The sequence below is a fragment of the Candidatus Mycalebacterium zealandia genome, from assembly GCA_014075295.1.
Taxonomy (GTDB): Bacteria; Desulfobacterota_D; UBA1144; order Nemesobacterales; family Mycalebacteriaceae; genus Mycalebacterium; species Mycalebacterium zealandia.
Genome location: CP046180.1, coordinates 312,817 through 325,674, shown reverse-complemented (window position 1 = coordinate 325,674; position 12,858 = coordinate 312,817). Strand labels below are relative to the sequence as shown.

10 protein-coding genes are annotated in these 12,858 nt (G+C 52.2%); all 10 read right to left on the bottom strand.

Annotated features, from left to right (window positions below; genetic code table 11):
• Positions 1 to 5: 5 nt before the first annotated feature.
• Positions 6 to 770: a glycosyltransferase gene (locus GKS04_01595; protein QMU55883.1), complete on the bottom strand. Its 765-nt coding sequence runs from the start codon at positions 768 to 770 to the stop codon at positions 6 to 8.
• Between the two features lie 305 nt (positions 771 to 1,075).
• The gene (locus GKS04_01590; protein QMU55882.1) at positions 1,076 to 1,432 is read right to left on the bottom strand and encodes a hypothetical protein; all 357 of its coding nucleotides are present in this window, start codon (positions 1,430 to 1,432) and stop codon (positions 1,076 to 1,078) included.
• A 25-nt stretch (positions 1,433 to 1,457) separates the two neighbouring features.
• Positions 1,458 to 2,516 (bottom strand): aminotransferase class V-fold PLP-dependent enzyme, encoded by a 1,059-nt coding sequence (locus tag GKS04_01585; protein ID QMU55881.1) that lies wholly within the window; start codon positions 2,514 to 2,516, stop codon positions 1,458 to 1,460.
• A gap of 48 nt (positions 2,517 to 2,564) precedes the next feature.
• Positions 2,565 to 3,596, bottom strand: coding sequence for a gfo/Idh/MocA family oxidoreductase (locus GKS04_01580; protein ID QMU55880.1), 1,032 nt, complete (start codon positions 3,594 to 3,596; stop codon positions 2,565 to 2,567).
• Between the two features lie 52 nt (positions 3,597 to 3,648).
• The gene (gene cobN / locus GKS04_01575; GenBank protein ID QMU55879.1) at positions 3,649 to 7,377 is read right to left on the bottom strand and encodes a cobaltochelatase subunit CobN; all 3,729 of its coding nucleotides are present in this window, start codon (positions 7,375 to 7,377) and stop codon (positions 3,649 to 3,651) included.
• 18 nt (positions 7,378 to 7,395) lie between these two features.
• Entirely contained in the window at positions 7,396 to 8,445 is a 1,050-nt protein-coding gene (cobW, locus tag GKS04_01570; GenBank protein QMU55878.1) for a cobalamin biosynthesis protein CobW, read from the bottom strand.
• A gap of 11 nt (positions 8,446 to 8,456) precedes the next feature.
• On the bottom strand, positions 8,457 to 9,950 hold the full coding sequence (locus GKS04_01565; GenBank protein ID QMU55877.1) for a cobyric acid synthase: 1,494 nt from the start codon (positions 9,948 to 9,950) through the stop codon (positions 8,457 to 8,459).
• Positions 9,940 to 11,004, bottom strand: coding sequence for an aminotransferase class I/II-fold pyridoxal phosphate-dependent enzyme (locus tag GKS04_01560; GenBank protein ID QMU55876.1), 1,065 nt, complete (start codon positions 11,002 to 11,004; stop codon positions 9,940 to 9,942). The genes GKS04_01565 and GKS04_01560 overlap by 11 nt, the downstream gene beginning before the upstream one ends.
• A complete protein-coding gene (locus GKS04_01555) occupies positions 11,001 to 12,398 on the bottom strand; it encodes a cobyrinate a,c-diamide synthase (protein ID QMU55875.1) in 1,398 nt (465 codons plus the stop codon). Before GKS04_01555 ends, GKS04_01560 begins: the two co-directional genes overlap by 4 nt.
• Complete coding sequence (locus GKS04_01550; GenBank protein ID QMU55874.1) at positions 12,391 to 12,831, bottom strand: CBS domain-containing protein; 441 nt, start codon at positions 12,829 to 12,831, stop codon at positions 12,391 to 12,393. Before GKS04_01550 ends, GKS04_01555 begins: the two co-directional genes overlap by 8 nt.
• Positions 12,832 to 12,858 lie beyond the last annotated feature (27 nt).

Genomic DNA, 12,858 nt, shown 5'->3' with positions numbered 1-12,858 from the left:
TGGAACTAAAAATTAATTCCGTAAGAAAAAGCCGCAAAACCCGTTAAGGCGGTTAAAAATCCCGGAAGAGTCATTCGCCGCAACGGCGCGGCGGAATTGAGAGTCGTCAGAGTGTCAAAAAACAGACCGATGTTTTTTGCAAAGGTAAAATTAGTTTTTCCGTGAACTCGCGCGCGTCTTTGCCCCGCGACATAACTTTGAGAAAAACCCAGTTCCGCGATTGCGACCAGAACGTTGATGTTTTTCCGTTTTATTTCGCGCAACCGCTCCAAAACCGCGCCGTCAACAAGAACCATATCGCCGCCGCCCGGCGGAATTGAAGAAATCCCCATAACACGGCGCATTAAAAAATAGAAGCCCCACGCCGCGAAACGCTTGAAAAAAGGGTCTTCCCTGCCCTCTTCGCGCGTGAGCCAAGCAACCTTGTTTCCGCTTTTTTTCATTTCACCCGCAAGACGCCCGATATTTTCAGGTGAATCCTGTCCGTCAGAGGCGAGAAGTACAGCGCAGTCGCCTCTTGCCTTGCTCAAACCGAAAAGACAGAGCGCGTGAGAACCCTGATTTTCCGCCATTCGCAACCCTTTTATTCTTGAGTCGCTTTCGCAGAGCCGTTTTATGACATCGGGCGTTTTATCTGTTGAATGGTCGTCAATTATTATCCATTCCCAATCCATTCCGAGCCCTTCAAGCGCGGGAACAAGTTCAGAGTGAACTGCGGGAAGGTTTTTCTCTTCGTTAAATGCGGGTGAAATTACCGATAATTTCTTCATATTCCGTCCGGAAATTCAATTCTAACGCCAACCGGAATTCTTATCAATACAAACCCTCTTGCCGCCCTTATCGGCAGTTTGACAGAACGGAGATTTGATAGATTATCAGTCCGATACACCCACCGTGCGTGCTCAGGCAAAAGCCGGTTTCGGGAAATCGGACTGAAGAATGGAAAACTCCGGCAACCCAGCCACGCAAAGCCAAACCCTTTTTGTTGACTCAAAAGCCGCAAAAGTCCTGTTTTATTTCGCGTCATTAATCTTATTCGCCGCGACATACTACAGAATTCATTACGGTGTTGATTTCACGGACGAGTCGCAGGCCGTCGGGTGGGTGGATCGAATATTTCATTGCAATCCATTATGCACTCAATTGCGCGGTGCCACGAGTTCGGTATCCCGCCGTTTATACACTCCTGTTTTGCGGGAATAAGCGAGTCAAGACTGATGTTTATATCTTTCGCCCCCACCTCCCTGCAAAGTTCAAACTGCTCTCTTGTTGTCTGAAAACCGGCGGTTTGAAGATCGGAATTCGCCTCAACAATATTGCACTGTCTGCAATTAAGATTGCACCGCGAAAGAATGTAATACTGAATATAAAAAGGGCGGTTTTTTGTGATAAAACCCCGCGCGATATTAAGTTTGGTTTTTAAATTAAACATTTTTCCGCTTCCATTATTGTTTTGCTCATTTAACCGCCTCGCGAAGCGCGTTTACAACCGTGTCAATCTGTTCGCGGGTTATACCCGGAAACATCGGGAGCGAAAGTTCGTTTTCGGCGATTTTTTCAGCGTTCGGAAAATCGCCTTTTTTATATCCCAAATCCTTGTAGCACGGATGCAGATGAACCGCGCAGGGATAATGAACCGAAACCCCTATGCCCGCATCGCGCAAGTACTGGGCGACTTCGTCCCTGTTTTCCACCATTATCGGAAAAATATGCCACACGCATCTGGCGTTTTCCCTCACCGGCAGGGTTTCAATACCATTCAAGCGCGCGAGTTTTTCTCGGTAATAATCAGCGGCGGAAATTCTCAAATTTGTCCACCTCTCAATGTGTTCCAGTTTAACGCCAAGCGCCGCGCCCTGAAAAGCGTCCATTCTGTAATTAAATCCTTTTTCAACATGGTTTCCCTTCCCGCGTTGCCCCCAGTCGCGCAGGATGCGGCATTTTTCCGCGATCTCGTCATCATCGGTGGTAACCGCGCCGCCCTCGCCAAGCGCGCCGAGATTTTTACCCGGATAAAAACTCCACGCCGCCACGCGCCCCAGAGAACCGCATTTGCGCCCATTGTCCGCCGCGCCGTGCGCTTGCGCAGCGTCCTCAATAACGGCAATTCCGTGTTTTTCCGCCACATCAGTTATCGGGTCCATGTCGGCGGGTTGCCCGTAGAGATGAACGGGCATTATCACCTTTGTTTTCGAGGTTATCGCTTTTTCCAGCGCGCCTGAGTCCATCGTACAGAAACGGTCAACATCAACACAGACGGGCTCCGCGCCGATATAGGTTGCCGCCATCGCGGTTGCGATGAAGGTCATCGCGGGAACAACAATCTCATCACCCCGCTCCACTCCGGCAGCCAGAAGCGCAAGGTGAAGCGCGCTTGTTCCGCTGTTGACACAAACCGCATGTCGCGTGTTCGTATATCCGGCGAATTCACGCTCAAAATTCTCAACTTCGGAACCGAGAACAAACGCGCCCGAATCCACAACACGCCCGAGTCTGCGTTTTATCTCATCCGCGATGGGGGAGTGCTGAGAGGCAAGGTCAAGAAAAGGAACTTTTTTTCATTTTCAGCGAGAGAGGTCAATCCTCTGTCCGTTTTGTTTGATTGAAGTGTCCGCCGCTTCAAGAACGCGCGCGATTTGCGCTCCGGCATACGCGCCCGTAAGCGGTTCTTTCTTCTCGCGAACGCAGTCGTAAAACTCTTTCGCCGCGAGAAAAAGCGGTTCCGAGGAATCAAGTTTGGGAGAGTTTATATCGCCCGTACGGTATTCAATGAGCAGTTTTTTGATGTCCTCACTGCTTGCCGATTTTGTGTTGATTCCGCTGTCGTAGATTTTGAGTTTTTCCGCCTGCTCGGTGTCGTCGTAAATCGCCATTTTTTTATCGCCGGCAACCGTTGTGCGCCTGATCTTTACAGGCGCAAGCCAACTCACGTGCACATGCGCGATAAAAAACGAGTCGTAATGCAGAGTCAGATACGCCGTGTCGATGGGTTTTCCCTTGATATGCGAAACGCCCGAAGCGGAAACCGCGACCGGCTCGGCGGGATTTACTTGAAAAAGTATTGAAAGGTCGTGAATTGCCAAATCCCACAGCACATTCACATCGGAGCGCACAATGCCCAGATTGATGCGCGTTGAATCAAAGTAGTAAAGTTCTCCGAGCGACTTTTCAGAAGCGAGTGCGGCAAGTTTGCGCACCGCGCCCGAATACGCAAAAACATGATCAACCATAAGAACAAGACCGCGTTTCTCCGCCTCATTTGTCATTTTTTCACAATCGGCGGAAGTGGTAGCCATCGGTTTTTCAACCAGAACGTGTTTCCCCGCCTTCAGGGCGTGCAAGCCGAGCTCGGCGTGCGTTAGCGCGGGAGTTGCCAGACAGACGGCATCTATTGACCAGACGGCATCTATTGACTCATCGGAGGTAATGTCCTCAAAGTCTTCCGTGGTGGAAATAAGCGGATGATTTTTGCGCGCTTTTTCCAGAAGACTCGAGTCCTCATCGCAAATGGCTTTCAGGGTTACGCCGTCCAGGGAAGCAAAATTGCGCGCGAGATTAGGTCCCCAGTATCCGTAACCTGCAACTGCTATGTTCATAACAGATTCAGACTACAACAATTCGCAGTGTTTTTGAATAGAGGTTTACCCGCTACTCGGTAACGGCTTCTGCTTCGGTAAAAACCTCGCGCAGTTTTTCAAGGGTTTGAGCGGCGGGATTTTTCCACATGCCGCGCTGGGCCGCCTCAAGAATTCTCTCCGCCATCTCCGCCGCCGCTCGCGGGTTGGCATTTTTCAAAAAATTCAGGTTCTCACTGTCAAAAAGATAGGTCTGCGCCACGCCTTCATAAACAAAATCGTCCACAACATCAGTCGTGGCGTCATAGCCGAACAAATAGTCCACAGTCGCCGCCATTTCAAAAGCGCCCTTGTATCCGTGCCGCCTCATTCCCTTAATCCACTTCGGGTTAACGACTCGCGAACGATAAACTTTGAGAATTTCCTCTTTTAGGGTTTTAATTCCGGGGCTTTCGGGCTTTGAATGATCGCCGAAATAGACCGCCGGCATCTCTCCCCGCTCCGAGCGTGAGGCGTTCGCCATTCCACCGTGAAACTGATAGTAGTCATCGGAATCCAGAATGTCATGCTCGCGGTTGTCCTGATTTTGAAGAACCACCTCCATGCACGCAAGGCGGCGGCGGTAGGTTTCGTGGGCGGTTTTAGGTCCGTTTTTGCCATAGGCGTAGCCGCTCCAGTTAACGTATATCATCGCGAGGTCTTCGGGAGCGCTCCAGTTTTTCGAGTCTATGGCGGACTGCAAACCCGCGCCATAGGAGCCGGGTTTTGAACCGAAAATCCTATAAAGAGAGCGTTGCCGTGCCGTTTCCTCGTCAATCCCGCTTTCAACCCACTCAGATTTTTCCCGTAAGTGTCGGCTTCTCAAAGGATTCAAGTCTTCGGGCTCGTCATCCATCAGGGCAACCTTTTCAACAGCGGAATTAAAGAGCGAAATGAGCTCGGGAAAAGCGTCCCTGAAAAACCCTGAAATCCGCAAAGTAACATCCACTCTGGGTCTGCCCAGTTCCGTGAGGGAAAGGACCTCAAAATCCACAACCCTGCCGCTCTCGCCGCGCCACACGGGACGCAGCCCCATCAGAGCAAACGCCTGCGCGATGTCATCACCGCCCGTGCGCATTGTTGAGGTTCCCCAGACCGAAATACCAACCGATGAGGGATAATCGCCGTTTTCCTGAGTGTACTTTTTGATGAGCGCGTCAGCGCTTTTGCGCCCCAACTCATAAGCGGCGCGGGTCGGCAGTCCGCGAGTGTCAAGCGAGTGAAAGTTTCTGCCGGTGGGAAGAACGTCCGGCTTGCCGCGCGTGGGCGCGCCTGATGAACCGGACGGAACATACCGCCCGTCCAGACCGCCGATAAGGTTTCCAATCTCATCGGTGCAGGCGGAAAGACGCGGAACAGTGGTCCGCAGTGCCGTGCGGACAACCGCGAGGAACCCGGGAAACTTTTTGCCGTCAATATGTGCGGTGGAGCCGGTTTTGATTGCGGTTGCGACATTCTCAAGCACCGTTTTTTCAAGCGCTTCAGTTGCCGCGCCAACGGTTCTGCAATTTTCTCCGGAAACCTCGCGCCCCAGAGCCACGCCGTAATCGCAGTCAAGAGGGTCAAAACCCAGCCCCATATCGTCCGCAAGCGCCTGTGTTATGCCGGCAATTCCGGATGAAGGAATTCTGTGAAGCGCGACAACGGTTTCGGCAAGCGCGTTTCCCTCGGGACGCTGTCCAAGAATGTGAAGCCCGCCACGAATTTGAGACTCCTTGATATCGCACAGATAAGCGTCAAGACGTGTGAGAATTTCGTCCAAATCGCCGGGCGCGCAGTCCAAATCCTTATACAGGCGCGTCCGCTCAACCGCGTCGGTGATTTTACCCTTCAAAAACTCAGCCCTTGCCGGGTCAAGCCCCCACGCCTGATAGTATTCGTCCATCAACTGTTCAAGCAGAAGATAGTCTCCGTAGGAGTCGGCGCGAACCATCGGTGGAACAAGGTGGTCTATAATCACGGCGCGCGCGCGGCGTTTAGCCTGGGTGCCCTCACCGGGATCGTTCACAATGAACGGATAGAAATGCGGAACCGGCGGGAAAACCGCCGCCGGAAAGCATGTTTCGGAATCAAGGGCAACGCTTTTTCCGGGCAACCACTCAAGGTTGCCGTGCTTTCCGAGATGGACTACCGCGGAAGCGCGGAAAACCTTTGAGATCCAGAAATAGAACGCCAGATAGCGGAAAGGCGGCGGAATATCGGGCGAGTGATAAACCGCTTTCGTATCCTGCCCGTATCCGCGCTCCGGCTGGATTGAAACAAACACATTGCCAAACAAAACTCCCGGCAGTGGAAAAACGCCGTCTCTGATGTGGGGGTCATTTTCGGGTTTTCCCCAGTGCCCTTCAATGCGTTCGCGCATTTCGGGCGCAAGGCGGGAATAAAATCCGCGAAACTGTTCAAAAGAAAGAGAAATTTCAAAATCCCTTGTATGCATAAAATCCGGGTCATTTGTAACGCCGAGAGAGAGAATTTCCATAAGGCGTGCGCCGGTTTCGGGGAAATCGCGCCCCGTCTCGTAACCGGATTCGGAAAGTTTTTTAAGAATCAGAGCACAGCTTTCGGGAGTGTCCAGTCCAACTCCGTTGGCGAGCCGTCCGTCCCGCGAAGGATAGTTGGGCATAACTATCGCGATTTTTTTGTCCGGATTTTTCGCGCGGGCGAGGTCAAGCCATGACCGTGCAAAAACCGCCGCGCGGGCGCATCCGTCTTCATAAGGGGCGTAGCGGACAATTTCAGAATCTGTGAGCGAATCTTTTCCGCGCGCTTGTTTGAAGGAAACGGGACCGGAGTCAATTTTTCCGTCAATTTCGGGCAGAGATATATTTATTGCGATATCGGTCGGCGAAAGTCCGAAAAGATTTTCCCGCCAGATTTCTTCGGAGCATGAGGCAAAAACTGTCTGAATAACCGGAACATTTATTTTCTCAAAAATAAAATCTTTTCCGTCGTCCGCGCCTTTAAGCGCAAAACTTGTGGTATTCAAAATTAAATCAAAATTTCCGTCCGAAAGAATTTTTGACAAATCGGCTATTTCTTCCGCCTCTCTGAGACTTTTCACAAAAACCGCGCACGAACCGAAACCCTTTTCCGTGAGTTTTTCCGCGAGTTTTTGAACGGGCGAAATATTCCCCGAAAGGTAGTGGCTTCTGTAAGCAAGAATTACCGCTTTTGCGTCAGGTTTTTTTGCCGGCGGCGCGGAAACATCACGCACGAAAATATCGGGCGTTTCTTCGGGTGGGGAAAGCGAAAGCGAAAAACCGAAAAAGTCGTTAAAAACAAGTTTGAGAAAATTTTCACAATTCTCCTCCCCGCCGCGTGAAAAATAGTTCCACGCCCCGCGCACAATGTCGGCCGGCGCGGAAGACATTGCCATTAATTCAACGTCGGGACTGTCGTCTCCGGGAAGAAAAATAAGCGGCGTTTTATTTTTCGCGCACTCAAACGCAAGGCGGTCGCAGATATACGGATAATAATTTTTTCCGCCGAGCATTCTCGCCACAACAAGGCGCGCGCCACTCACAACGGAATCAACGTAATTATCAACTGAAAGTTCGCGTTTGAGATATGTGAGATTTGCCATGCGCAAAGAAGGAATTTTTTTCGCGCGCGAATTGATTTTTGAATAAGCGGAATTAAGACAGAAAATATCTGTGTCGGCGGCGGACAGAAAAACAATATCCCCCGGAGTCTGGTCTATGAAAAAAACCCCGTCGTCCTCGCCCGGATTCCAGCCTCCCGGTATGGTCGCGATTAAATGCATTTTACAAAAAACAAAAAATCAGGAGAGGGTCAGATTTTTTTCCACAATTTCACCGAGATTTAAAAGCGAAAGTTTTCTCCCGATAAAAACAAGGCGGGTGCGCGCGGTTTCATCTTCTCTCCACGGGCGGTCAAAATATCCGTCAAACCTCTCTCCGACTCCCTGTATGAGCATCCTCATCGGTTTGTCCGCGACATTGATAAACCCTTTTATTCTGTAGATTTCATGTTCTTGAACGGTTTTTCTGAGCGCGTCCATAAGTTTTTCGGGAGAGGGTGAGGATTTAACCTCCACCACAACCGAATCTATGTCGTCATCATGCTCGTGGTCGCTTCCGTTTTCGTGGTGCTGTTCGTGAAGGCACGGTCGGGAATCCAGATCATCTTCGGCGGCGGCTTCCATTCCGAGCAGAACATCGGGTGAAACATTTCCCATTTTGGCACGCACAACCGCCGCGCCGAGCTTCATTTTGTCTTTCAAAAACCCGGTGATTTTGTCTAGTTCTTCATCGCTGACAAGATCGGTTTTGTTCAAAACCACCATATCCGCACATGAAAGCTGGTCTGAAAACAGTTCCTCAATCGAGGTTTCATGGTCAAGGGAATCGTCCGCCTCGCGCTGGGACTGAATCTTTTTTCTGTCGCAAATCTCGCCGGTCGCAGCGCCTGCGGCGTCCACAACGGAAACCACCGAATCCACCGAAAAATGCGGCTTTAAACCGGGCCAGTTGACGGCGCGAACAAGCGGCTTCGGCAACGCGAGTCCGGAAGTTTCAATCACAATATGGTCAATGTCGTCTTTGCGTCCGAGTAGTTTTGTCATTGTGGGCAGAAATTCCTCCTGCACTGTACAGCAAAGACATCCGTTGCTGAGTTCAACAATTTCGCCTTCATCGCAACCGCACGAAGAGCGGATAATTTCGCCGTCAATTCCCACATCACCGAATTCATTGACGATAACGGTAATGCGCCGCCCGCCCGTCTGCGTGAGCAGATTGCGCACAAGAGTTGTTTTTCCGGCTCCGAGAAAGCCGGTTATGACGGTTATGGGGATTTTGGAGTTTTTCATAACGCCTGTATCTAACCGAAAACCATACTCATCACCGCGTTCATATCCAAACTTTCTTCCAGCACATCGGCGAGTCTTTCATACTGCTTTTCCATTTCGGTGGCGAAGTTCGCGGTTTTTTCATCGGGCAATCCCTTTTTTGCGCGCAGATGGTTCAAAAACGTGCTTCGAAGATTGTCATTTTCAAAAATCCCGTGCAGATAAGTTCCGTAAACATTACCGTTTTCGCTCACCGCGCCGTCAAAAGAGCCGTCTGCTTTTTTGAGAAAACGCGCGTTGTTCGCGCCGGAAAACTGCGTCTGCCCCATGTGAATCTCGTACCCCGTTATTTCCTCCCCCTCAATGCCGGAGAATATCGCGCCGCCATTTTCAACCGTCGCCGAAGTTTGCCGAAGCGTTTTCTCCTCGTGTATTTCGGTTTCAGCGGGGAAAAAACCGAGCCCGCGCTCAGAGGTTTTCGCGGATTCAAAACCGTCCGCATCCTCAAGCGCCGAGCCGAGCATCTGATAGCCGCCGCAAATTCCTATAACCGGAACACCGGACTCGCTCATGCCCGCAAGCGCATCCGCGATTCCGCTGCGTTTCAAAAACCGCAAATCCTCAATTGTCGCCTTGCTTCCGGGAAGCACAACCGCGTCCGCGCCGCAAAGATCATTCGCGCCAAGCGCGTATGAAACGGACACGCCTCTCTCCATCTCAAGCGGACGCACGTCCGTAAAGTTTGATATGCGCGGCAGTTTAGGAACACACACCTTCAAACCGCCGCCGCGCCGCACCGGGTTTTCAAGATAAACGGAATCCTCGTCGTCAAGAAAAAGCGGCTTGATATGAGGCACAACACCCAAAACCGGCTTTCCGGCTTTTCGCTCAATAAACTCTATCCCTTCGTCAAGCAAAACGCGGTTGCCGCGAAACTTGTTGATTATCATTCCGCGCACGCGGTCTCTGTCATTACCAAGCAGGTCAAGCGTTCCCGCAAGAGAGGCAAAAGCCCCTCCCCTGTCTATGTCGGAAACAAGCAGAACAGGGCTGTCGGCGAGTTTTGCCACGGTCATATTGACTATCTCGCTGCGGGAAAAATTGATCTCCGCCGCGCCGCCCGCGCCCTCAATCACAACCACTTCAAATTCGCTCATCACGCGCTCCAAACCGCCGCTAACCGCTTCAAGCGCCCGCGGACGGAACTCCACATACTCCGCGAAAGTCATATTGCCCGCGCTTTTGCCTAGAACCATCACCTGCGAGCCGTCATCTTTTAGAGGTTTGAGCAGAATGGGATTCATATCCGCGGACGGGGCAACGCCCGCGGCGTGCGCCTGCATCGCCTGCGCCCTGCCAATCTCCGAGCCATCGGGGGTTACAAATGAGTTCAAACTCATGTTTTGCGACTTGAACGGGGCTACTGAAAACCCTTTTCGCGCGAAAATCCGGCACAGCCCGGCGGCGATTACGCTCTTGCCCGCGTGGGACGCCGTGCCCTGAATCATCAAAGTTTTAGCCTTCACGGTCTATCTCCGTCCATTCTTTTACAAGTCTTTCGCAATCCTTTTGCGGGCGGGCGCTGAGCCGTATGTGCGAGGCGAGCCCAAAAGACGAACAGTCGCGCACGGCGAGCCCTTTTTTCAAAAGCCCGTCCCGCAGCAGTCGCGCATCCGGGGTTTTGACAAGGAAAAAGCCCGTGTCGGTAGGAAGGCACGGTTTGCCGGTCGCGGCAAGAGCGTCCACAAGAAAATCCCTTGCGGCAAAAAGCCGCGATTTGCTCTCAAAGAGAGCGGACGGGGAAAGCTCAAAAACCGCCCGCGCCGCTCTGCACGCGACCGAATTAACATTCCATGGCGGACGTGCGGCGTTGAGAACGGAAATGACGTGCGGGTTTGAAATCGCGTAGCCGACCCTGATTCCGGCAAGCCCGTAGAACTTCGCGAGCGAGCGCAAAATCACGACATTTCCCGACCCGGCAAGCGGCGCGGAGTCCCATGGGTTTTGCACAAAATCCGCATATGACTCGTCAATCACAAAAACTGAGTCCGCCGCCGAGGCGATTTCCTCCACCTCCGGGCGCGAAAGGTAAAGCCCTGTCGGGTTGTTCGGATTGCAGAGGAAAACAAGGTCGGGCGACTCGCGCCGTATCTCCGAAGCAATGAACGCGGGGTCAAAGCGCAGGGTATCATCAGTGCGACACAAAATCGTCCGCGCGCCGCAAATCACCGCGGCTCTTTCGTATTCGGAAAAAGTCGGAACGGGTATCAGAACCGAACCGCCCACGGGCAGGCACCGGCACAGAATATGGACTATTTCGGACACTCCGTTGCCCGCGAAAACGCAGTCCGGTGAAACACCGTGAACCGCCGCAATCACGCCCCGTAGTTCGGAGTATTGCGCGTCGGGATATTCGCCGGCTCCCGCGCAAGCGCCCGAAAGCAATTTTGATGACGGGAAAAACGGATTGAGATTGCTTGAAAAATCAACCACGCTCGCGGGGTCAAGCCCCAGAGAGCGAACCTCCTGATGGTCAATTCCGCCGTGAACCGGCGCGGAAGCTCGCGCTGAAAGCCTCAAATTCCGTCCTCCGCGACCGCTTTAAGACGGGCGGGAATGCGCTTTATGATTCCCGAAGAAAGAAAGTTCAAATGGATGTATGAAGCGACCGTGTTGCGGAAAGCCATTCCGCCGCGAGACGCGCCGCCCGCAGAAGTTGTTATGTTAAAAAAATCGCCCGCGTGTCCGTCTGAAAGGGTGGAATAGTGAAACTCATGACCCTTTTCCCTGTCTCCCACGCGGAAAAAACCCGCATCAGTCGCGGCAATCACCTCTCTGTAGCCGATTGCTTGCAGACGTGGACGCATCTCAAAATCCGCTTCCAGCGCGCCGCACATATCAAATCTCCGCCCGTTCAAATCTGTGAGCCCAGCGCCCAAATACATCATTCCGCCGCATTCAGCGTAAACCGTGCCGCCACCAAAGGCGAAATTGCGCAAATCATCTCTCATCGGGACGTTGCCCTCAAGTTCGCCGCAGTAAAGTTCCGGGAACCCGCCGCCAATGAAAACGGCGTCCGCTCCCGCAGGCAAACGTTCTTCGGATAACGGGGAAAAAGGCGCGATTTCACATCCGCAAAGAGAAAGAATCTCAAGCGCGTCTTCGTAGTAGAACGAAAATGCCTTGTCGCGCGCGACCGCTAAACGGACGCTTTGCGGCTCCGGCACGAACGGATAGAGAGGGTCACCACAATCGGGCGGAAAAAGAGGAGGAGCTGAAATCGCAATTTTTTCAATGCGCTCAAGATCAAGCGATTTTGAGGCGATTTCCACTTCGGAAGAGAGTTTGTCCGCGTGCGGCGGTTCCTCAAACGCGTGGGAAAGCCCCAGATGCCTTGATGTGAGCGCGATTCTGTCGTCAAGCGGCATAAAACCCAGATAAGGAATCGCCGTTTTTCCGGTAACGACTGAGGCAATTACTTCGGCGCTTTCTTTTGAAGTGGCCCCGTTCAGCACAAAACCCGCAATGTTGACCTCTTCGTCAAACATTTTGAGCCCCAGCGCGGTCGCAGCCGTTGTCTGCGCGCCGCCATCACAGGTCAGAATGAGAATTACGGGCGCGGAGAGAAATTTTGCCGTATGCGCCGTGCTCGCCTTGTTGTCCGGACGGGAACCATCATAAAGCCCCATTACGCCTTCAATGACGGAAATTTGCGCGTCTGCGGCGTTGCGGAGAAAAATCTCAAGACAGTGTCGCGGACTGGTCATCCACAGGTCAATATTTCTGCCCTTCGTTCCGGTTCTTGCTTCGTAATGGGAAGTATCAAGATAGTCGGGACCGGTTTTAAACCCCTGAACCCGAACACCTTTTCGGGAAAGCGCGTTCATAATCGCGAGCGAAACCGTTGTTTTTCCGCATCCGCTCCGCTCTCCCGCAATAACTACTCTTGAATACACGGCTGGTTTGCTATTCAAAGATTTTCAGCAGATCTCTTCTTGAGAACATCGCCACGGGCTTTTCATCTCTGACGACCGGAAGACGGTGGACGCGGGTTTCGAGCATCTTCGTAACGGCGTCCTCTACTGTGTCGCTCTCTTCAACCGTGATGACGCGGGTTTGCATAAAATCCTTCAGTTTTAAGCCGCCGCCCTCGCGACAGGCATCCACAATTCCGGAACCGTCAGTCCATTTGCCGAAAAGCACATGCCCGGTCTGGCGGGAAAAGGGAACGTTTTCCATCGCGCCGATAAAATCGGTTTCCGATATTATTCCGGTAAGTTTTCCGCCCCCGTCAACAACAGGAAGGCAACCAACAGATTTTTCCTTCATTGTGTCCGCGACATCTTTCAGAGACGCCTCTTCGGAGATGGTCGCGACCGGAGTGGTCATGATTTCAGATAAGAGCATCTTTTCACCTCTCGGATTTATTGACAA